The organism is Bacillus sp. SRB_331 (genome assembly GCF_003264175.1).
Lineage (GTDB): Bacteria > Bacillota > Bacilli > Bacillales > Bacillaceae_G > Bacillus_A > Bacillus_A mycoides.
In genome coordinates, this window is record NZ_NADV01000004.1 from 16,887 (window position 1) to 37,769 (window position 20,883).

The 20,883-nt window shown below is 34.9% G+C and carries 22 protein-coding genes and 2 pseudogenes; 2 read left to right on the forward strand and 22 right to left on the reverse strand.

Annotation, left to right across the window (positions count from 1 at the left end):
* Positions 1-13 precede the first annotated feature (13 nt).
* The 16 genes and pseudogenes from B5P42_RS02385 to B5P42_RS02465 all read right to left on the reverse strand — a co-directional run bounded on the left by B5P42_RS02385 (position 14) and on the right by B5P42_RS02465 (position 16,214).
* Positions 14-805: a hypothetical protein gene (locus tag B5P42_RS02385; RefSeq protein WP_060750609.1), complete on the reverse strand. Its 792-nt coding sequence runs from the start codon at positions 803-805 to the stop codon at positions 14-16.
* Entirely contained in the window at positions 802-1,500 is a 699-nt protein-coding gene (locus tag B5P42_RS02390) for an ABC transporter ATP-binding protein (RefSeq protein ID WP_113733573.1), read from the reverse strand. The genes B5P42_RS02385 and B5P42_RS02390 overlap by 4 nt, the downstream gene beginning before the upstream one ends.
* On the reverse strand, positions 1,497-1,877 hold the full coding sequence (locus B5P42_RS02395) for a GntR family transcriptional regulator (RefSeq protein ID WP_060750611.1): 381 nt from the start codon (positions 1,875-1,877) through the stop codon (positions 1,497-1,499). Before B5P42_RS02395 ends, B5P42_RS02390 begins: the two co-directional genes overlap by 4 nt.
* A gap of 193 nt (positions 1,878-2,070) precedes the next feature.
* Positions 2,071-3,444, reverse strand: a complete 1,374-nt coding sequence (locus B5P42_RS02400; protein ID WP_002030584.1) for a putrescine aminotransferase — start codon at positions 3,442-3,444, stop codon at positions 2,071-2,073.
* Positions 3,445-4,938, reverse strand: coding sequence for an aldehyde dehydrogenase family protein (locus tag B5P42_RS02405; protein WP_113733574.1), 1,494 nt, complete (start codon positions 4,936-4,938; stop codon positions 3,445-3,447).
* Positions 4,939-5,207: 269 nt separating this feature from the next.
* Positions 5,208-7,337, reverse strand: coding sequence for a sigma 54-interacting transcriptional regulator (locus tag B5P42_RS02410; protein ID WP_113733575.1), 2,130 nt, complete (start codon positions 7,335-7,337; stop codon positions 5,208-5,210).
* A 144-nt stretch (positions 7,338-7,481) separates the two neighbouring features.
* A complete protein-coding gene (locus B5P42_RS02415) occupies positions 7,482-7,730 on the reverse strand; it encodes a biotin/lipoyl attachment domain-containing protein (protein WP_060750615.1) in 249 nt (82 codons plus the stop codon).
* 27 nt (positions 7,731-7,757) lie between these two features.
* Complete coding sequence (locus B5P42_RS02420; protein ID WP_113733576.1) at positions 7,758-8,048, reverse strand: SAV0927 family protein; 291 nt, start codon at positions 8,046-8,048, stop codon at positions 7,758-7,760.
* 18 nt (positions 8,049-8,066) lie between these two features.
* The gene (locus B5P42_RS02425; RefSeq protein ID WP_113733577.1) at positions 8,067-9,347 is read right to left on the reverse strand and encodes a Glu/Leu/Phe/Val family dehydrogenase; all 1,281 of its coding nucleotides are present in this window, start codon (positions 9,345-9,347) and stop codon (positions 8,067-8,069) included.
* Between the two features lie 182 nt (positions 9,348-9,529).
* Positions 9,530-10,879, reverse strand: a complete 1,350-nt coding sequence (locus B5P42_RS02430) for an APC family permease (protein ID WP_113733578.1) — start codon at positions 10,877-10,879, stop codon at positions 9,530-9,532.
* Between the two features lie 424 nt (positions 10,880-11,303).
* The gene (gene nrdF / locus B5P42_RS02435) at positions 11,304-12,272 is read right to left on the reverse strand and encodes a class 1b ribonucleoside-diphosphate reductase subunit beta (RefSeq protein WP_002011508.1); all 969 of its coding nucleotides are present in this window, start codon (positions 12,270-12,272) and stop codon (positions 11,304-11,306) included.
* Positions 12,273-12,366: 94 nt separating this feature from the next.
* Positions 12,367-13,752 (reverse strand): annotated as a pseudogene (locus B5P42_RS02440) (ribonucleoside-diphosphate reductase subunit alpha); the annotation flags it as partial.
* 401 nt (positions 13,753-14,153) lie between these two features.
* Positions 14,154-14,852, reverse strand: a pseudogene (locus B5P42_RS02445) (ribonucleotide reductase N-terminal alpha domain-containing protein); the annotation flags it as partial.
* Positions 14,839-15,198, reverse strand: coding sequence for a class Ib ribonucleoside-diphosphate reductase assembly flavoprotein NrdI (gene nrdI / locus B5P42_RS02450; protein ID WP_000959445.1), 360 nt, complete (start codon positions 15,196-15,198; stop codon positions 14,839-14,841). The gene nrdI and the pseudogene B5P42_RS02445, both read right to left, overlap by 14 nt.
* Before the next feature lie 478 nt (positions 15,199-15,676).
* Positions 15,677-15,994: a hypothetical protein gene (locus B5P42_RS02460; RefSeq protein WP_060750618.1), complete on the reverse strand. Its 318-nt coding sequence runs from the start codon at positions 15,992-15,994 to the stop codon at positions 15,677-15,679.
* Between the two features lie 25 nt (positions 15,995-16,019).
* Complete coding sequence (locus tag B5P42_RS02465; RefSeq protein WP_060750619.1) at positions 16,020-16,214, reverse strand: hypothetical protein; 195 nt, start codon at positions 16,212-16,214, stop codon at positions 16,020-16,022.
* Between the two features lie 261 nt (positions 16,215-16,475).
* Here B5P42_RS02465 and B5P42_RS02470 point away from each other — a divergent pair, with 261 nt between their 5' ends.
* Positions 16,476-17,054: a GNAT family N-acetyltransferase gene (locus tag B5P42_RS02470; protein WP_002011516.1), complete on the forward strand. Its 579-nt coding sequence runs from the start codon at positions 16,476-16,478 to the stop codon at positions 17,052-17,054.
* A gap of 60 nt (positions 17,055-17,114) precedes the next feature.
* Here B5P42_RS02470 and B5P42_RS02475 read toward each other — a convergent pair whose 3' ends face one another.
* The gene (locus B5P42_RS02475) at positions 17,115-17,717 is read right to left on the reverse strand and encodes a histidine phosphatase family protein (protein ID WP_002188882.1); all 603 of its coding nucleotides are present in this window, start codon (positions 17,715-17,717) and stop codon (positions 17,115-17,117) included.
* Between the two features lie 81 nt (positions 17,718-17,798).
* A complete protein-coding gene (locus tag B5P42_RS31870) occupies positions 17,799-17,957 on the reverse strand; it encodes a hypothetical protein (protein WP_002086806.1) in 159 nt (52 codons plus the stop codon).
* A 253-nt stretch (positions 17,958-18,210) separates the two neighbouring features.
* On the opposite strand from B5P42_RS31870, the gene B5P42_RS02480 reads away from it, so the two are divergent.
* Entirely contained in the window at positions 18,211-18,396 is a 186-nt protein-coding gene (locus B5P42_RS02480; RefSeq protein WP_002064385.1) for a YkvS family protein, read from the forward strand.
* Positions 18,397-18,446: 50 nt separating this feature from the next.
* Here the strand turns inward: B5P42_RS02480 and queF are convergent, their stop codons facing one another.
* Genes queF through queC form a run of 4 tightly spaced genes read right to left on the reverse strand, consistent with a single transcriptional unit; the run spans position 18,447 to position 20,825 of the window.
* Positions 18,447-18,944, reverse strand: coding sequence for a preQ(1) synthase (gene queF, locus B5P42_RS02485; protein ID WP_002086808.1), 498 nt, complete (start codon positions 18,942-18,944; stop codon positions 18,447-18,449).
* Positions 18,945-18,962: 18 nt separating this feature from the next.
* Positions 18,963-19,679: a 7-carboxy-7-deazaguanine synthase QueE gene (queE, locus tag B5P42_RS02490; RefSeq protein ID WP_002086811.1), complete on the reverse strand. Its 717-nt coding sequence runs from the start codon at positions 19,677-19,679 to the stop codon at positions 18,963-18,965.
* Positions 19,672-20,163, reverse strand: coding sequence for a 6-carboxytetrahydropterin synthase QueD (gene queD / locus B5P42_RS02495; RefSeq protein WP_113733579.1), 492 nt, complete (start codon positions 20,161-20,163; stop codon positions 19,672-19,674). Before queD ends, queE begins: the two co-directional genes overlap by 8 nt.
* Positions 20,163-20,825, reverse strand: coding sequence for a 7-cyano-7-deazaguanine synthase QueC (queC, locus tag B5P42_RS02500; protein ID WP_002086813.1), 663 nt, complete (start codon positions 20,823-20,825; stop codon positions 20,163-20,165). The genes queD and queC overlap by 1 nt, the downstream gene beginning before the upstream one ends.
* Between the last annotated feature and the right edge of the window lie 58 nt (positions 20,826-20,883).

Here is a 20,883-nt window from a genome sequence, read left to right on the forward strand (position 1 = left end):
GATGATTCCTCCTTTAAACTTCTAGTTTTTTGTCGATGATGCGCCCTGTAACTACTAATAATGTAATTGTTAATAAACAGTTAAAACATAGATTTAAAACTGTAATATCTGTACCAGAATAAAATGATGTATTTAAAAAGCCGTTTTGATCTATAAATCCAATATTATTTATGGCAAACACATACTTTTCTATTTGCTGAAAGATATATGTTATTCCCCCATTAAATGCGATAAAAACAACGAATAAGATTACGCAAACAATCTTACTCATCGATGATTTCACATTGAATAGCTTCGTAATTACTATAATTAAATAAATAGAAACTAGCATATTAACAAAATCTAGTCCCCATAAGAAAATAGATAACATATGATGTAATATTCCATAATCATATAAACTGTGGATTGCTTGCTGAACACCTAAATCTGTTTTTCCATTATAAATATTTAAAGAAAAATAGTATAGAAAAATGATTCCTATTCCTAGCAAAATCATAAAGAGTAGTACACAAAATAAAACATTTGCAGATATATATTTTTGTGCTGAAATAGAAGTACAACGTAGCATAGAGTTTTTTAGCATTTTTCGAAAAGACGATATACCTGTTAGAAGAATTGCGAATCCATTTATACCTAGTACGATAAAAAATATAATAATGATTATATCTTGCCTACCTGAAATTCTAGCTCCTGAAACTCCTTTCATATTAAATAAAAGAATTAATGAAACTGTAATAAATCCGAAGTAAATAATGGCTATTTTTCTCTTATTACAATTATACAGATAAAGAAAAAGCTGACTCATTTCTCATAGGCCTCCTTAAACAGCTCATGTACTGCCTTCCCCTTTTGAAATCGAAGTTCTTCCACATTTTCATGCAATATTATTTCTCCATCTTTCAAAAAGATTACTTCATCAAATATATTTTCGATTTCTCTTATTAAATGAGTTGATATAAGCAGCGTACAATCTTCACGATAAAATTTAAGGATTAGCTCAAGTACATGCTCCCTAGAAACGAGATCAATCCCGCCAAGCGGTTCATCCAGTACGAATAACTTCGCTTTTCGAGAAAATGTTAAAATGATTTGCAGCTTCTCAATCATCCCTTTTGACAATGCTTTAATTTTTTCTTCTAACGGTATTTTGAATTCCACAATCGTATCTACTGCTTTTTGAATATCGAAGTCTTTATAAAAATCTCTATAGAAAAATAAAGCATCTTTTACAGTCATCCAATCATCAAAGACTGGCTTATCGGACATAAATGAAACGATTTTTTTCGTCTCTAATCCTACCTTTTTACCATCTATTGTAATACTACCTTCAGAAGGATGCTGCAGGCCTGCAATCATTTTCAATAACGTCGTTTTCCCGCTCCCGTTATCTCCAACAAGCCCAACGATTTTTCCTTCTGTAATCTCTATGTTTAACTCACGGATCACTGCTTTTAATCCGTACCGCTTCCATAGATTTTCTATTTTTAATAACTCTGTCATTCGCTCTCCTCCCTTTTCTCATGTAATGAAGAACGAAGGATTGTAAGAATTTCTTCTTCTGAAAAACCTAAATTGTCCATTCCATCTATAAAAGAATGAAGTAATTCTTTCGCCATATCTTTTCGCAGCTCCATAATTTTCTCCCCTTCATTCGTTACATATCGCCCCATTCCTCTACGTGTTACAACAACTCCATCCCGCTCTAACTCTTGAAATGTACGTTGAATCGTATTTGGATTTACTTGTAAATCACTCGCTAATTCACGTACGGAGGGAATTTTATCGCCAGGCAATAAATGACCCGTTACAATTTCTTTCTTTATGTATTCCATTACCTGAATGTAAATTGGTGTATTTGGAGAAAACTCAATTTTCATTTCTCCCCTCCTGTCTTAGTGTGTTAGTTAAATAGTACACCAAGACAAATTACATGTAAATACTTACAACAAAAAATGTAATAAAAAGGCAGTGTAACTTTTCGTTACACTGCCTTCCTGTAATAACATACAGGTAAATCTATTCTAATTATAGTTTCAATCGTTTGAATTCACATATAACCTTATACAAAATTTATTTTACTTTTACTTGAGTTAGCACAGATTTAAACGTATTAATAACTGTATCTACTTCTTCATAACTAATTGTAAGGGATGGTTCAATACGAATAGTTTTTGAATTAATTAATGTTCCCGCAACAAGAATGCCTTGATCAAACATCGCCTTTGACACTTCATAACCAATCTCGTCTTTATGGAATTCAATCCCAATCATTAAACCTTGACCACGAATTTCAAAGATTTTATCTTCGTGTCCTTCTGCTGCTTGTTTCAATCCATTTAAGAAATACTCTCCAACTTCCATCGCTCGTTCCGGTAATTTCTCTTCCAATAAAACATGGATTGTTGCAATTGCAGCAGCACATGCAAGTGGATTTCCTCCAAATGTTGTTGTGTGCATAAATGGATTTTCAAACCAACTTTTGAATACTGTTTCTTTCGCAACAATAGCTCCCGCTGGCATTACACCTCCACCAAACGCCTTCGCAAGACAAATAATATCCGGCACGACATCATATAATTCTGCAGCAAACATTTTTCCTGTACGTCCCATTCCAGTTTGTACTTCATCAAAGATAAGGAGTGATCCAAACTCATCACAAAGCTCTCGTACTTGTTTCAAATAATTTTCTGGAGGTAAAATAATACCGCCCTCTCCTTGAATTGGTTCTAAAATAACTGCTGCAACATCTTCTCCCACTAATGCACATGTCTCAAATGTTTTTCTCATCATATCAATATCGCCAAACGGAACATGACGGAAACCCGGAATTAATGGTAAAAATGGCTTACGGAACATTCCTTTTGCCGTCCCAGATAAAGCACCAAGGCTCTTACCATGGAAAGCACGCGTTGTAGCAATGAAAGTTGTTCGTTCACTATACATTTTTGCTAGTTTTAATGCTGCCTCTACGCTTTCTGTTCCACTATTTGTGAAGAAGGCATATTTCAAATCACCAGGTGTAATATCCGCTAAAATCTTTGCAAGCATTGCTCGAAGTGGATCTAGTAAGTCCTGACTGTGCAATGCTTGACGCTTTAATTGATCCGTTACAGCTTTTACCACTTTCGGATTACGGTGACCAACATTATAAATTCCAAATCCACCTAAACAGTCAATATACTTTTTACCATTAATATCCATGAAGCAAGATCCTTCATCTGACCATTCTACTGCTGCAAATTGTCCATCTTTTGTTACTGTTTTTCTATAAGCAAGAAAACCAGGGTTTACATGCTCTCTAAATCCATCTACTGTTTCTTTTTGAATCCAGTTTGCCTCTTCTTCAGTAACCTTTTCTTTTTCAATTAACTGTAGTACTTTCGTAATATACTCATTTACATTTGATTCTTTCTCATTCAATTTATTTTTCACGTTCGTTTCCATCTAATTCACCTCTACATTTTTTTTATTTGCAAACCAACCAATAGGTTCTACTTCTAGATTTATATTAATCTGCTTAATCTCTTGAAATTCTTCTAAACCAAACGTTCCTAGACTACGACCTATACCACTTTGCTTATATCCGCCCCAAGGCGCCTCATTGTATGTTGGATGATAGCTATTAATCCACGTAATTCCTGCGCGAAGTTTGCGAATCACACGCATTGCTTTTGCACCATCGACTGTAAATACTCCTCCAGCCAAACCATAGTCTGTACCATTTGCCAACTCAATTGCTTCCTGTTCGTCTTTAAACTTTTGAATTACTACAACAGGACCGAAGATTTCTTCCTGGACAATGCGCATATCAGGTTTTACATTGACAAAGACTGTTGGTTCAATAAAGAAACCATCACCTTTTCCATCCTCCATTATTCGTCTACCTCCGCAAGCAACGTTTGCACCTTCGTCTTTCCCAATTTCAATATAGCGTAATACTTTTTCCATATGTTCTTGACTTACAAGTGGCCCCATTTCTGATTCTGGATTATCACCAGGTCCAACGTTAATTTGCTGTGCTCGCTCTACAAAACTATTAACAAATTTATCATAAATCTTTTCTTCTACAAGGATTCTTGATCCTGCTGAACATACTTGTCCGCTACCTGCATAAATACCGAATAGAGCATAATCAATAGCGGTCTCAAAATCTGCATCTGCAAAAATAATATTTGGAGATTTCCCTCCAAGTTCTAACGAAATCTTTTTCATATTATCTGCCGCTGTTCTCATAATGTGCTTACCTGTTTTTGTTCCACCTGTAAAGGAAATCATGTCCACTTTATTACTCGCTGCAATTTCATTTCCTACTATTGGACCGGCCCCCATTACCATATTGGCAACACCTTTTGGTAGCCCTACTTTTTCAAGGATTTCGAATAGCTTTGTTGCAGTGATTGGTGTCACTTCAGAAGGTTTAAACACAATTGTATTTCCAGCTGCTAAAGCAGGTGCAATTTTCCATACACTCATCAATAGCGGATAATTCCATGGAACAATTAATCCACAAACACCAACTGGCTCTCTTACAACCATCGCTTGCATCGGATCGGCTACATGATATGTTTGACCATCTGGCTTTGTAATCAATCCGGCATAATAGCGAAAACAAGCCGCTGCATCTCCAATATCTCCTTCTGCCTCACGGTATGTTTTTCCATTATCCATTGTTTCAAGGTATACTAATTCTTCCATATTTTTATCAATTTCATCTGCTATTTCAAATAAATATGATGCCCTTTCAGCAGTAGATGTTGCTGACCAAATTCCGCTATCGAAAGCCGTTCTTGCCACTTCTATCGCGTATTTTGCATCCTCAACCGTTCCCTCAGGTGCATATGCTATACCCTTGCCATTCGCAGGGTTAATAATCGTTCTTTTTTCTTGATCACTAGAGTCTCTCCATTCACCGTTTACATACATTTTTAAATCTAGCACTATATTGAATCCCCCTTTATCGATCGTTTATATATTTATAAGCAATTTCCATGCCAATATTTAAAATTCAAAAGAATCATACATAAACTGACTATTTTCTTAAAAACAATAAACAATTTATGCACTCTCGCATACACTATTCCATTTTGCATAAAACGGAATGTTAATCATTTCCGCTACCGCCTTCACCACTCGGGACTTGACGCCTAGAGAATATGCACATGCTGAGCGCACACAAAAAGGAGAAGTCTATGTGACCTTCTCCTTTTTTAGGAATATGAGATGATATCAGCCGCTATCTCTTTTTCACTAACAATCTTTTGATATTTACGACTCACTGAAGATTGGCTGATTCCAAGAGCTTTTGCAGCCTTAGTCGTTGTTTTATACTGCTTCATTGCAAGCAAAATCAATTGTTCTTCTACAGAATGTAGTGCTTCTTGTAATGGTAATACTCTTGTAATAACTGGTTTTGATTTATTAAAGTCATAACCGGGTGTTAAAAACTTACTAACAAACTCCGCTTCAATTACTGGATCGTCTGCTGATACTACTAAACGTTCAATCATATTTTGTAATTCACGGACATTTCCTGGCCATGAATAGAACTCTAGTAAATTAAGTGCATCTGGAGTTAAATGATAATTTTTATTATATTTTTCATTTAACTGTTGTAAGAAATGAAAGGCAAGTACCGGAACATCTTCCATTCGCTCTCGTAAAGAAGGAACTCGCAGTGGAATTACATTGAGGCGATAAAATAAATCTTCACGGAATGTTCCAGATTCGACCATCTTTTCAAGGCTCTTATTTGTAGCAGCAATAATTTGTACATTTATTTTCATAGGTGTTGTACTTCCAATAGGAATTACTTCTTGTTCCTGCAGGACTCTAAGCAATTTCACTTGCAAATGTAAAGGCATTTCTCCAATTTCATCTAAAAATAAAATACCTTGATCAGCTCGCTTAAAATATCCTTCTTTTCCATTTTTATCGGCTCCTGTAAAAGCACCTTTCGTATAACCAAATAGTTCACTTTCTAGCAAAGTTTCTGGAATTGCACCACAATTTAATTTTAAAAATGGCTTTGAAGATCGGTTTCCAAGTTGATGAATTGCCTGAGCAATTACTTCTTTTCCGACGCCAGATTCTCCAGAAATAAGAACATTGGAAGAAAAATCTGCTATTTTTTTAGCTTGGTTAATAATTTGCTCCATTTTCGGACTACAGTAAATAAGCTTCTTAAGAAAACGATCTTTATTTTTAAAGTCATCTAACTCCTTCTTATATTGCTCTGATATCTTCTTTATTTCATGTAATTCCGTCTTCAATCTCGTTGCTTCGGTAATATCCCTGGAGGCAATAATAATACGATGAAGCTCTCCGTTTTCATTAAATACAGGGTTTCCAACTGCTAATATTTTTCTTCCGCTTTTTGTTTCTTGTACAACTGATACCTTTTTTTGTTTTTCCAACACTAATCGCGTAACCGATGGACTAAATAATCCTTTCTTTTCTAGGTCTAAAAGATTTTTTCCTAACAAGTCCTTCAAATTACTCCCCCAAAAATCATTGATAACAGTTTCACTATAACGAATTAATTCCCCTTTATGATTAACAACTAATATTTCATCATAAATGCTAGACAAAATTGCATGTAAATCTTTATTTAAATCCTTTATATATTCAATTTCCATCGCCATGTCCTCGACCATCGGCAAATCTTGCACAATAATAACCATTCCTTCAATACTTTGATCAAAGTTTGGAATCGGACTATAGTCAACTAATACACCCATCTCATTTGTGATTTGTAATTGATTCAAGATCGTTTTTCCCTTTGTAAATACGTTATTAATGTGTTCTCCATTAAAAATCAGTTCTGCTGGTACATTCATAACTTTTTCAGGAGTCGATTTAATCATCTTCAAACCAGATTCATTACAATTTACAATTTTCTTTTCTCGATCTACTACAAAAATCCCCATTGGAATAGACGTTAAAATAATTTTCAATATATCAACACTCTGATTTTCTTGTTTAAATAGCTCTGCAAAAACATCCTCTCTTCTTATATATCCTGTTAGCTCATCCACTTCATTTTTTACTATGGCAATCGGCGCTCCAATAATTTGAAAAAGAGCTGTTAAAGAAATATCTTTACTAAGATGACATATTGTATCTAGTGAAACAGCATTTGAAAGTAATAGCTTAGAAGTTAATTCCTTACTATTTGATAGCAGATCCTTCACATGAATGTATGCAAATAATTCCTCTCCTCTTTTTAAAAATAGAAACGATTCTTTTATATTTTTAACATCTATATTCCATTCCTTTTCAGATTGATCGATAGGTAGAGAAACTATGGGTCTAATTTTTGTATGAGCGATGGAAAACATGCTGCTATTCCTCCTTTGAACTATTTAATTTGTATTGTATCATTAAATACAGATTTTTTTAATTAATCTGAAAATAAAACATTTCTTTCTTTATTTAATAAAAAAAGGAAGATGAGTGCCTCCATCTTCCTCATAGTTCTATCATTAATCACTACCACTAACGAAAAGATCTTCTTGAATATAAGCTAATACCATACCTGGAATTACTTTATCTCCCGCTTCTACTTCTAAAGATTGAACTTCTCCACTACATCCCATCTTAATTACTTCCAGTTTACCATTCATATCTTTAATAGCGAATAATGGCTCCCATTCATAAATTCGAGAATCCTTATTAATAGACACTTTTTCAATTATTCCATAACACGGACTCGTAATAATATCATAATACATAATCAATCATCCCTTTCTTTTATTCTATTAATATTGTTCTTCTAACCTTTGTGACTGAAGAATCATATAGAAAAAGCTTTGAAACTCTTCTATGTCCTCTACCTCAATGCCTAGCCTTGTTGCCCAATATTTTTCCTCTCCAATATCTTCTTGGCTTAATAAAACCATTCTCCCATTTTGAATTGAGGTAACCATTGCTTTTCCAAGAAACTGTTGCGAATACGTAACAGCTATATCGTAACGATGACTATTCGACACAATACAGTAATAACCGATTTGTTGTCTCTCCACTTCTTCTAATAAAATATCCAGTTTCATTTTAGCCCTCCCTTTAGGTTAAAAATGCAACCAACCTCTTAGGCGCGATACTTCTACAATCTTGCGAACCCCTTCCATATAGGCAGCAATTTTCATATTTACTCCAAAGCGTTTAGAAGTATCAAGTACGTTAGAAAAACTAGATGTAATTTTCTCCTTTAAACATTGATCAACATATTGCTCCGTCCAGTAATATCCTTGGTTATTTTGACACCATTCAAAATATGAAACAATCACGCCACCAGAGTTTGCTAAAATATCTGGAACAACCAAAATTCCCTGTTCTTCTAACATGGTTATCGCCTCTTTTGTTGTTGGTCCATTTGCAGCCTCAATGATAATCTTACATCCAAGCTTTCCTGCATTATGTTTTGTAATGACTCCTCCAATTGCCGCCGGAATGAGTACATCACATTCTTTTTCTAACAACTCCTGATTAGAAATTGTTTTACTAAAGAGATTCGATACTACACCGAAAGAATCTCTGTTTTCTAGTAAATAAGGAACATCTAGACCGTCTGGATTATAAATTCCTCCTATAGCATCTGATACCCCGACTACTTTCACACCAATATCATATAAATATTTTGCCAAATAACCTCCAACATTCCCAAACCCTTGAATAATAACTCGCATATTTTGTAGCGGAATTTGTTTTAACTCACTTACTAACTGAAGTGTATACAATACACCTTTAGACGTTGCTGTTTCCCGCCCTTGTGATCCTCCTAGCATTAATGGCTTCCCGGTTATAAAACCTGGAGAGTCAAACTCCCTGATATGGTCATATTCATCTAGCATCCAAGCCATAATTTGCGCATTTGTATACATATCAGGTGCTGGAATATCTTTCGTCGGCCCTACAATTTGACTTACTGCTCTTACATACCCACGACTCAGTAACTCTAGTTCTCTAAAACTCAACTCCTGTGGATTACAAATAATCCCGCCCTTTGCGCCTCCATATGGCAGTCCTGTCACTCCACATTTCAAGCTCATCCAGCCAGCAAGTGCTTTTACTTCTTCTGCCGTAACATCTGGATGAAATCTAATACCACCTTTTGTTGGCCCTGCTGCGTCGTTATGCTGAGCGCGATACCCTTGAAATACCTTTGTTGTTCCATCATCCATTCGAACAGGAATGCTTACTTCTAAAAAACGCATTGGTTTTTTCAGAAATTCGAATACTTCGTCTGGATAACTTAAAAAATGAAGCGCCTCTTTTAATATAGCTTGAAATTCCTCTAAAGGATTTTCAACTTCAACTGTATTTGTATGTTTTTCTGATTGAATCGGCACGATAACACCCCTCTTTATACTTTTACTAATTGTACAAAGCAATAATCGTGCCAAGTGAAAATACTACGTTAATCATATCGTGTCATCCCCTTTACTTATGAATCTTTGAGTGACTTATGCAATGCTGCATGATTATCAAATATAAAAAAAGACATCGGAACTTATCCGATGCCTTTTTCTTTTTATATTTCCTGTGCTTCTTCAAAATGCATTTGCGGAGGAGCTGAACGGAACATATTTGTAACATATAGAAGGTACCCAATTCCAATAGCAGCCCAGCAAAGTCCCAAAATAAGTGAATGGATATTGAGATTAAACCATAGTACGGCTACAGTAGCAGCACCCAAAATAGGCATAACTAAGTAATTTAAGAAATCTTTTATCGTCTTATATCTTTTTTTCTTGATTATATAGTAAGAAATTACAGACAAATTAACAAATGTAAATGCAATAAGCGCTCCAAAGTTAATAAGAGATGCTGCTGTTTCTAAATCAATGAATATAGCGAAGAGCGAAATAATTCCTACAAAAATAATATTATATACTGGGGTTCTCCAGCGAGGATGAATGTATCCGAATATTTTCTTCGGAATTACATTATCTCGCCCCATTACGTATAATAATCGAGATACACTTGTGTGAGAAGCTAAACCAGACGCAAGTGTCCCCATAAGGGTTCCTACTAAAAAGAAAGCTTGAAATAATTTCCCGCCAACATATAGCGCAATTTCTGGGGATGCTGATTCTTGATTTTTAAATACAGATGTATCTGGAAAAATAGATTGTGTAAAATACGTTGTAGTAATGAATAAAACTCCGCCGATTAAAGCAGTAAGAAAAATAGCTAGAGGAATTGTTTTTTTGGCGTTTGGTGTCTCTTCTGAAAATGTAGTTACTGCATCAAAACCTAAAAATGAGAAACAAAGAATTGTTGCACCTGCAACTAACGGTGATATTTGTATATCTGATTGAAAAAACGGCTGAATGGAAAAAACTTCTCCTGTTCCCTCTCCCGCTAATAAGCCTTTTATAACTAGAAAAACAAATACGGCCATTACTAACACTTGAAATATTACTAAGAACGTATTGAAATTAGCAGTAACATTTACGCTAATCATATTTATTAATGTAACCAGGAGAACAAAGCCAATGACCCATACCCAACTAGGAACACTTGGGAAAAATGCTGACATATAAATTCTCGTTAATAGTGCGTTCACCATTGGTAGAAACAAATAATCCAATAACGCGGACCATCCAACAAGAAACCCAAGCCTTGCACTAATTGTCTTCTGTGTATACGTATAAGCAGATCCTGCGGTAGGAAAAGCCTTTACCATTTTTCCGTAGCTTGCAGCGGTAAACAACATCCCCGCTAATGCAATAAGATAAGCTCCTGGAACATGACCACCCGTTTTTTCAGAAACGATTCCAAATGTGTCAAACCCAACCATCGGTGTCATATACCCGACCCCTAGCATAACAATTGACCAAAGCCCTAATGAACGTTTTAAACCAACTACTTTCCCCACCTATCATTCCTCCTACTTTCTCTATCTAATTTCCATTTAAAAATTGACAATCAAAAGGAAGCGTTTTCAAATAACCATATATCACACCGAGTATTACCTCCCTTTTTGTTACTTTTTAAATATTCATGCAATTTTCAAGCCAAAATTTCTAGAGTTTAAAAATTCAATATTAAAAAGAACGTATAGGTGGAATTAGACCTCATTTCTTCTCATTTTTTATTCATTTTGACATAAGTTATTCAATCTCTCATACGACTAAATATGAAAATAAAACCTTAATCCGTGTTTTTTCTTGATTCCCACTTCCTCAAAAATTGGGCTTTTACAAGATTAAAATATTTCCATGAAATAATAACATTATGTAAACTATTCATAGCAAAAAAGCTGTCTTTTCTATAAAGACAGCTTTTTCTATAACACTATATTAAAAATTGAATACGAAGTCATCGTCTGCTAACTTTTCAACATTCGTTGCTTTTACGTAACCATTTCCTTTTACAGAGAAGAAGTCATGGTTTTTCGTATCTGTACGTAAACCATTTAAAACGATTGGGTTAATTTCTTCTTCCTCAAACTTCGGCTCAAGTCCTAAGTTCATAAGTCCTTTATTCGCATTGTAACGAACGAAACGATTTACATCCTCTACAAGACCGATAGAAGTGTAAATTTCTTCTGTATATGCCAATTCAATTTCATACAGTTCCATTAATAACTCTTGCGTTTCCGTTTGTACTTCTTGTTGCTCTTCTGCAGAAAGTTCTGTGAAGATTTGTTGTGCTAAAATACCAACGAATACGCCGTGAATTGACTCGTCACGAATTATTAGGTTAATAATCTCACCACTTGCCGTCAATTTACCTTGACCCGCTAAGTAAAGTGGATAGAAGAATCCACTATAGAATAAGTAACTTTCTAAGAACACACTTGCTACCATTGCCATGTATAACTCTTTTTTCGTTACTTCAGGCTTTAATAAGCGACGATAGTAACTAGTAACAATACCAGCTTTTTTCTCAAGTAATGGATGGTTATCTACCCATTCAAAAATATCATCAATTTCTTCTTCAGTAGCTAACGTTGTGAAAATATGGCTGTAACTCTTCGCATGTACTTCTTCCATAGCGCCCATGAAAGCTAATACACTTTTCGCTTGTAAATTTTCAAGATGAACAAGTACAAGTGGCATCCCTTCGCCACCTTGTTTCGTATCTAAAAGTGTTAAACCACCTAATACACGCTTATAAGCAATTTGCTCTTCTTTTGATAATTGTGCCCAAGTATTTTTGTCAGAAGACACTGCGATTTCTTCTTCTGTCCAAAACTGAGCGATGTTTTGCTTCCAAAACATTAAACTAAAATCATCTTCTTTTTTGTTCCAGTTTACCGCACGCATTAAATCGCCCCTTCTCTAAATAAACATAAAAAATTGATAACTAAGCATGAGCAGGGTTCAGAAAAACCCTGCTCATAATGTCTCATTTTTTATATTAAACGGTACAAGCCACGCACTCTTCCACGCTTAATTTACGTGTTCTCGTATAATAAAGACTCTTCAAGCCTTTTTTATGTGCATAAATGTAGTAACGTGCTAACTCACGTGTTGAAATATCACTATTAACATAAAGAATTGTACTAATTCCTTGGTCAATATGTTCTTGAACTTCTGCGATTAAATCAATTAATTTAAACTGATTCATATCATAAGAAGATTTATAGTACCAGAACGTATCTTTTGATAAATACGGCATTGGATAATATGTTGTCGCATTCGCATATGTTCTTGATTCAATTTGATTTACGATCGGCATTACGCTTGAAGTTGCATTTTGAACGTAACTGATCGATTGTGTCGGAGCGATTGCAAGACGATATGAGTTGTATAAACCATTCTTCTGTACTTGCTCTTTTAAACTTGTCCAATCTTCTTTTGTTGGAATATGAATTCCTTCAAATAATTGCTGAACTTTTTCAGTTACTGGGCTGTAATCTGTCGTTTCATACTTTGCAAAGTATGTGCCGTTTGCATAATCAGACTTATCGAAGTCTTTAAATGTCTCGCCTTTTTCTTTAGCGATTTCCATACTTTTCTCAATCGAGTAGTAATTTAACATCATAAAGAATGTACGAGCGAATTCTTTCGCTTCTGCACTTTCATAAGCGATTTTATTTTTTGCTAAATATCCGTGTAAGTTCATTGCTCCAAGTCCAACTGAATGAAGCTCATCATTTGCTTTTTTCACAGTTGGGGCATTCGGAATGATCGTCATATCAGAAACAGCTGTTAAAGCTTCCATTCCCGCATGAACTGCTTCACGAATTTCTTTATTTTCCATTACGTTTACGATATTTAACGATCCTAAGTTACAGTTAATATCACGACGGATAATGTCTTCTGTACCGTAATCATTTATTTCAGAAGTTTCTTGTAGCTGGAAGATTTCTGTACATAAGTTCGACATCTTCACAGTTCCAATATCCTTCAGTGGATGCTGGTTATTTGCATTTGATTTAAACATTAAGTATGGGTAACCAGACTCAAGCTGAATCATAGCAATTTTAATCAGCATATCACGCGCACTAATATCTAATGGCTTCTTCTTCACTTTCGGATTGCCCATTAATTCATCGTACATTTCGTCGATATCTATATCATCTAAATGTTTTCCGTACTCTTTAAATACTGTATAAGGCGCGAAAACATGGAAAGGTTCGTTTTTCTCAGCAAGTTCAAAGAACTTACTTGGAACGATAATTCCGATTGATAGAGACTGAATACGGCTCTTCTCATCGGCATTTATTTTTTTGGTATCAAGGAATTCAATAATATCCCAATGGAAAATGTTTAAGTATACTGCACCTGCACCTTTTCGTTGCATATTGTTACTCCATATCGTCAAAACGTATGGGGGATAGTCATTTCTGCTATCCTCTCTATATCGCTATAGAGTTCAGACCATATCTTCTTCTCGCCAAATTCTTCATTTAACCATTTATCATATGTTTGATGCACATGAATATGGCATAAACTATAATAACTGTATACACCCTTTGAATTTGGTTGTTTTGAGAAGCCAGGTTCGAGCTACTTAGTCACCTACATAGCCACTTGGTCGTTGAACCTTCTCCTTATCTAATAAATTTAGGAGCTCGGCTGCTGATTTCCTGCAATCTTGGATTTTCAGGGTTCGCTACGTAATTTCTTCGTAGTATCCTACCTTGATATACTCAGGCGTTCCAGCAATTGACCTGGTTTTATAGTTGAGCCATAAAGTTAACCCAACTGATTCGCATACGAAAACGAATCTTCAAGTAATTTCATAACAGGTACTACACCACTTGCGGCGTTATCAATACCTTTAATTTGCTCACCACGTGCACGTAGCTTAGATAAGTTTAAAGCTACTCCACCACCGATTTTCGATAATTGCATTGCAGTATTAATGTTAAAGCCGATTGAATTTAAGCTATCATCCATCTCTAACAAGAAACAAGACACCATTTCTCCTCTTCTGCTTCGTCCCGCATTTAAAAAGGTTGGTGTCGCTGGTTGGTAGTTTTGTTTTACAATCATGCTTGCGAAGTGTTTTGCCTTCGCAACATCACCGCGTCCTAAGTATAATGACACAATTGCTACACGATCTTCATAGCTTTCTAAGTATTGTTTTTGATCATTCGTTTTTAACGCATAATCTTTATAGAACTTAGATGCTGCCATATAAGATTGGAACTCGAAGTTTTCACCATAAGCGATGTTATAAACTCCTTCTACTTCCTCCAAGCTATACTCGTCCAGAACGTTGTAATAGTAATCATGTTCTTTCATATACTCCATTCGCTCTGCCACGCTATTAAAATGAACGGTATTCTCTCTAGCTTCTTCCATAAAGACTTCTAATGCCTCTTTATCTTTATGAAGCTGATAAAAACCGTCCTGCATTTGCGTGATTTCATTATTCAGTTCAATGTGTCGCAATCTCCCGCACCCTTTCTTTAAAATATTCTACATCATTATTTGTTCCAGATAACTCAAATTTTGATACAATAGGCACTTCATATTTAGTAGAGATTTTGTCAGCACTTGCACCAAACATGTCTCCCCAATTACGATTGCCACTTGCAGATACGCCTTTTAATTTTTCATTATTGCGTTCTAAAAAGTCTAAAACACGTTCCGGTACATTTCCAAAACCTGTTGTATACGTAATAAGAATAAAGTCTTCATCTAATACTAGAGCTTCATCAATTTGAACGGCCGGCATATTTAATTTGTGAATGAAACGCTTCACGTTTCCTGTCATAGAATCATATGCAACTAACATTTCCGACCCTCCCTCTCCAATCTATATTCTCTGTATGTCGTTTCTTGATTTCTCTATATATTGTATTACGTTTCAAAATAAGACACAAGATATATGTATAAATTCTTTCTTTTTTTAAATTTCACTTTTCGACATGACCGTCGATTTTTTTCAATACAAAGACTATGAAACAACATTCTAAAACTCATGTCAATAAAGTGCTTTTCAAAAAAGTTGTCAACGAATTTAACCTTATTTTAAAAAAAGTTAACAATATTTTTTGTCATAAAACAGTAAATGCTGGAGTAATATATTTCTCCAGCATCACGCAAAAAAGAACAGACCTTAAACGATAATCTGTTCCAAAAAACGATTACATTTATCAATTTTACTTTATTAAATATTTATATATACTCTTTCGTTCCTCGTTACATACTAAAAGATAACTATTATAGAAAAAGATTATTATTATGGAACTTCAATTTATTTATGAAAAAAATCATTCAGGCTGCTCAATACGCAAAATATCTTTTACAAATATATGATGTGGATTCTCATCTTTATCGAGCATTGTACATACAGGAGCTTCTTCATCAAAGTATACGATCATTCCTTCTACGTACTGATATGTATGTTGAACTTGTACAGTTACTTTAATTTCTATTGCTTGCTCATATGCTCTTTTTATTTTCTGAAGCATTTTTGCTGAACATTTTCGTTTCTCTGGATACATAACCATTCCCATAAACCTATTCCCAGCTCTATCTTTCCACATGTAATCCCAATGTGGCAATATGCCTTGTTTAAAATCTCCCATAATTCTCCTCTCCTTTATCTTCTATTTATGAACGTGGTGTTTCTGAATATGTATAAATTACCTGTCCACCGCGCTTTGCGTTCCCGATAATATGTTTAAAATCTTCTCGATTCACAACAACTTCTCTGAACGTATAAAATACATCTTTTGTTGCAACATACTCCTTTATTTCACCATTTTTCAGCTGATCCAAAATTGTATTTGCTAATTGTTTATCCATGTATTTCACCTCTCTGCAATATTTTATTCTATCGCATCTTCTATAGGTCCACAACGGTAAAATTATCCCGTTACTATTATGTAATTCACTTTCATTATTTTTATATCTATATCACTTTATTATATTCGCACTAAATATCATATACTAACATAGCTACTTCTCTATATCAAACTTTTTGATGCCCTGTATAACAAAGTTCCAAATCACTGTTTGATATTTTATTTTATGCTACAATATACATTTAGAACTAGGAGGGATACTATGATTCGGAAAGCAAAAAAGACAGATGCGGTAGAAGTAGCACCTTTATTGTATAACGCTCTGCACGAAATTGCTGAAAAAATCACAGGTAGCACAGTTGAAGCAAAAGTAATACTAGGACTTGAAACATGGTTCGTAAAAGAAAATAATCGATTGAGCTATGAAAACTGTTTAGTGGCTGAACAAGGTGGAAAGGTAGTTGGGGTTATTGTCGTTTATCACGGTAGTGACGCTGAACAACTTGATGCACCAATCATACACTACTTAAGAGAACTACATGAAGACGAATCCATTACGTTAGAAAAAGAAGCTGAACTTGATGAGTATTATATTGACACGTTGTCAGTTTCAAGTATGTACAGTGGACGTGGTATTGGCTCTAAATTAATCGATGCAGCTGAACTTCATGCAACTGAAAAAGGGCATGAAAAAATCGCCTTACTTGTTAATTTAGAAAACAAACGCGCTTTTTCACTATATGAAAAACTTGGTTACAAAGAAGATAAAACCGTTATGCTCGTCGGTGAACCGTATGCCCATCTAATAAAACCATTACGGTCATTGGTTTCTATATCTTAAAAGGACAATTCTTTTTTACTTGTTATGTAGAGAAAGAGGCTGCCAAAGGGACAGCCTCTTTTAAATTAATTTTGTATTTAATACATTTCCATCCATCGCCTCATGAAATGTATACGTTGTACATCCCCATGGCTTCCTATGAAAAATAGGCGAACCAGACCACCCCATTGCCCTCAGTTCAGTCCCAATCATTGCATTAAAATAACTATGACCTACAAGGGCAATATGTCCATGTACGAGCGCATAGCGGTGCAACATATTAGCGGCTTGCCTTGCTCTTTCTCGTACTTCCTTATAAGACTCAACCTCTTTACTATAACCAACTATCCATCGTGTACGTCCAATAAACATCCATACATTCGGTTTACATTTCAACCATTTTGGAGCATAAAAACTCGTTGGAACTTCAGCTTCCCTAAAAAGAGGATTTTGCACAAAAGATAGGGAATCCAATAACTCAGCCGCTGACTGTACAGCGCGCCTTTGATCACTCGTTACAACCAGTTTCGCTGATTCAATCGCCTCAATTGTTTCAATTGGTATAGGAGTTTCTTTTACTGTAGTCCCTAAATCATATTGCTTCATCCATTCACGAAATGAAATAATTGTCATTGGCTCTATAGTACTGTCCAAACGACCATGACGAATAAAAGAAATTCGCATTCTTTCCACTCCCCATTCATCACTTACGAACTATATTACGTACTATTTCTTCTTGCCATCATACCATGCATAAAAAGAAAGTTATATATCCCCACCACTATCATGTGTTATCGAAGTGTGCACACCATCCAGTCCATCAAAATATGTAGTTGTTTCATGATGACGCACTTTCTTCAACTGTATATATGAAAATAAAAATAATAAAATCGCTATAAAGCTCCCTACAATTTCAAACATCATTTTCCAGCCCCTAATTTCTCCCACTTTAGTAGGTCATTGTATCTTTTATTATACTCCCGTATAAAGATGTATGCATTTTCATCATTCTTCTCCTAAACAATATTTTTTACATATTTTCTTACAAAAAGTGAATATTTTTCGAATTTTTACTTTGGAAACATTTACAAAGTAGTAAATATAGTTCAAAATAGGAAGAAATAAAAAAGCCCAAATTATTCTTTTTTTAGGAAAACTGGAACAAGGAGAGTTGCTTATGCAGATCGCAGAAACTGGAGATATCATTGAATTTAAAGGTGGAATGCAAGGCCGTGTTCAAAAGGTAAATCAAAACTCCGTTATTGTTGATATAACAATTATGGAGAATTTTAGAGAACTAGATATGGAACCTCTTACAGTTGTAAGCCATAAAAACTATACTGTCATTAATCAACATGCATAATATAATAGAAAGAAAGGATCTGTATATCATACAGATCCTTTCTTTCTATATTAACGATTATCGATCTTTTCTGGATATAAATCGTGATTCATCATGCGGTAGTCTGCCATTTTCTCATACTTAGTTCCTGGGCGGCCGTAGTTACAGTAAGGATCGATTGAAATACCACCACGTGGTGTAAATTTCCCCCATACCTCAATATAGCGTGGATCCATTAATTTAATTAAATCATTCATAATAACGTTCATGCAATCTTCGTGGAAGTCACCATGATTTCGGAAGCTAAATAAATATAGCTTTAAAGATTTACTCTCTACCATTCTTTGTTCTGGAATGTAGCTAATATAAATTGTTGCAAAATCTGGTTGTCCTGTTTTCGGACATAAACTTGTAAATTCAGGACAATTGAATTTTACAAAGTAATCACGGTTTGGATGGTTATTATCAAATACCTCTAAAATTTCCGGGCTATATTCAAATAAATATTTTGTATTTTGATTTCCTAATAATGTTACATCTTTTAAATCTTCATCTAATCTTCCTGCCATTTTAAACATCCCTTCTCATTATACCCCTCGTTTATTTCCCCATACTAACGCATGAAGCTGAGGCAGTACTTTCGCATCATTCATTTCTTTACAATTCACAGCTTTTTCAATAAGCCACTCATATTTTTCTAATAGTTTTTTTATAAGCACCGCATCATCCACTGTTTTCGTATCATCATTCCCTACTTGTAAGAAAAATGGTACATTCGGATAACGCTCGTGCATCTTAACTGCATATTCAAAATCTTGATCATCGAATACTACTACTTTTAAACTAAAATCTTTCCCTGCTAGTTTATGAATAACAGAATCTAACATCTGAAAATCTGTTTTCATAGTTGAACTTGGTGGTTTTGGAGAAATCGTTACCTCATCAATTTGAAGCAACCAATCTTGCCATTTACTCCCTTGCGTTTCTACCGCTGTTCGCATTCCATTCTCCTTTAATATAGAAAGAAGAAATTGCATATTTTTCAGCAAAACAGGATTTCCACCCGAAATCGTAACATGAGAAAAATTTTCTCCACCAATTTCTACAAGCTCATTCCAAATGTCTTCCGGTGTCATTTGTTTAATTTGATCTTTGGCCGATCCATCCCATGTAAAAGCAGAATCACACCAAGCACAGCTATAATCACAGCCCGCTGTACGGATAAACATTGTCTTTTGTCCTACAACCATCCCTTCTCCTTGAATGGTTGGACCAAATATTTCTAAAACGGGGATTTTACTCATCGAGCATCCACTCCCGTCTTATTTCCGCATAACTAGTCGGCGTCTCAAAAAGACGAACAAATTCAACACGAGCTCCCTTATATTCGTTCGCACGATTATCTTTCGTTAATGCTTCTGCCATCTTTTCATAAATCCAAACGACCATATTTTCAGCAGTCGTATTCATTTCTGGCAATGTTTCGTTTAAATAACGATGATCTAAATAAATTTCTATTTCATTTTTCCAAATCTCTTTTATATCTCCAAAGTCAATTGCAAGGCCTATTTCATTTACATATCCGCTAATTCCAAATACGACTTTATATGTGTGTCCATGTAAATTTTTACATTTCCCTTCATAGCAGTGTAAATGGTGCGCTGCGTCAAATGTAAATTCCTTGCTGACCATTACTCTTTTATTATGATATTTGAGTTGTTCACGCTGAATATCCTTGTCCATTTTTTGCAAATTTTCTACGATGCGAAATCCAAAAAAGTTATCCATTAGTTGCTCGCTCCTTCGCGTTCTTGTAGATACGTATCTAATCCCGCTTTACGAAGTTGACATGCTGGACATTCACCGCAACCATCACCAATGATTCCGTTATAACATGTTAATGTTTTTTCTCTAACAAACTCAAATGCTCCAAGTTCATCAGATAATTTCCATGTCTCTGCTTTATCAATCCACATAAGTGGTGTATGAATAACAAACGGATAATCCATAGATAAATTTAATGTAACGTTTAATGATTTCACAAACACGTCACGACAATCTGGATAACCACTGAAATCAGTTTCACATACACCCGTTACAATATGACGTGCTCCAACTTGTTTTGCTAATACAGCCGCAAATGATAAAAATAGTAAATTTCGTCCATCTACAAATGTTGATGGCAATTCACCTTCTTCATGTGTAATCTCCATATCCGTTCTCGTTAACGCATTTGGAGCAAGTTGATTTAATAGGCTCATATCTAGTATCGTATGTTTAATTCCTAGCTCTTTCGCAATTTCCGCTGCACAATCAATTTCCAATTTATGACGTTGATTGTAGTTAAATGTTACAGCTTCCACTTCTTCAAACTGCTGTATCGCCCAAAATAAACATGTTGTACTATCTTGTCCACCACTAAAAACAACAACTGCTTTTTCTTTTTTCATTTCACTCATTCTCCTTCTCTACTACGAATAAGAAGAAAGAACGTTCTTGAACTGTCAC

What these genes read in the sequence shown, in the direction of transcription:
- B5P42_RS02385 (WP_060750609.1), bottom strand. Translation starts at nt 805, where the DNA reads ATGAGTCAGCTTTTTCTTTATCTGTATAATTGTAATAAGAGAAAAATA.
- B5P42_RS02390 (WP_113733573.1), bottom strand. Translation starts at nt 1,500, where the DNA reads ATGACAGAGTTATTAAAAATAGAAAATCTATGGAAGCGGTACGGATTA.
- B5P42_RS02395 (WP_060750611.1), bottom strand. Translation starts at nt 1,877, where the DNA reads ATGAAAATTGAGTTTTCTCCAAATACACCAATTTACATTCAGGTAATG.
- B5P42_RS02400 (WP_002030584.1), bottom strand. Translation starts at nt 3,444, where the DNA reads ATGGAAACGAACGTGAAAAATAAATTGAATGAGAAAGAATCAAATGTA.
- B5P42_RS02410 (WP_113733575.1), bottom strand. Translation starts at nt 7,337, where the DNA reads ATGTTTTCCATCGCTCATACAAAAATTAGACCCATAGTTTCTCTACCT.
- B5P42_RS02415 (WP_060750615.1), bottom strand. Translation starts at nt 7,730, where the DNA reads ATGTATTATGATATTATTACGAGTCCGTGTTATGGAATAATTGAAAAA.
- B5P42_RS02420 (WP_113733576.1), bottom strand. Translation starts at nt 8,048, where the DNA reads ATGAAACTGGATATTTTATTAGAAGAAGTGGAGAGACAACAAATCGGT.
- nrdF (WP_002011508.1), bottom strand. Translation starts at nt 12,272, where the DNA reads ATGCGTGCGGTAAACTGGAACAAAAAAGAAGATGATTTTAGTTTAATG.
- nrdI (WP_000959445.1), bottom strand. Translation starts at nt 15,198, where the DNA reads ATGTTAGTTGCATATGATTCTATGACAGGAAACGTGAAGCGTTTCATT.
- B5P42_RS02460 (WP_060750618.1), bottom strand. Translation starts at nt 15,994, where the DNA reads ATGGGAGATTTTAAACAAGGCATATTGCCACATTGGGATTACATGTGG.
- B5P42_RS02465 (WP_060750619.1), bottom strand. Translation starts at nt 16,214, where the DNA reads ATGGATAAACAATTAGCAAATACAATTTTGGATCAGCTGAAAAATGGT.
- B5P42_RS02470 (WP_002011516.1), top strand. Translation starts at nt 16,476, where the DNA reads ATGATTCGGAAAGCAAAAAAGACAGATGCGGTAGAAGTAGCACCTTTA.
- B5P42_RS02475 (WP_002188882.1), bottom strand. Translation starts at nt 17,717, where the DNA reads ATGCGAATTTCTTTTATTCGTCATGGTCGTTTGGACAGTACTATAGAG.
- B5P42_RS31870 (WP_002086806.1), bottom strand. Translation starts at nt 17,957, where the DNA reads ATGATGTTTGAAATTGTAGGGAGCTTTATAGCGATTTTATTATTTTTA.
- B5P42_RS02480 (WP_002064385.1), top strand. Translation starts at nt 18,211, where the DNA reads ATGCAGATCGCAGAAACTGGAGATATCATTGAATTTAAAGGTGGAATG.
- queF (WP_002086808.1), bottom strand. Translation starts at nt 18,944, where the DNA reads ATGGCAGGAAGATTAGATGAAGATTTAAAAGATGTAACATTATTAGGA.
- queE (WP_002086811.1), bottom strand. Translation starts at nt 19,679, where the DNA reads ATGAGTAAAATCCCCGTTTTAGAAATATTTGGTCCAACCATTCAAGGA.
- queD (WP_113733579.1), bottom strand. Translation starts at nt 20,163, where the DNA reads ATGGATAACTTTTTTGGATTTCGCATCGTAGAAAATTTGCAAAAAATG.
- queC (WP_002086813.1), bottom strand. Translation starts at nt 20,825, where the DNA reads ATGAAAAAAGAAAAAGCAGTTGTTGTTTTTAGTGGTGGACAAGATAGT.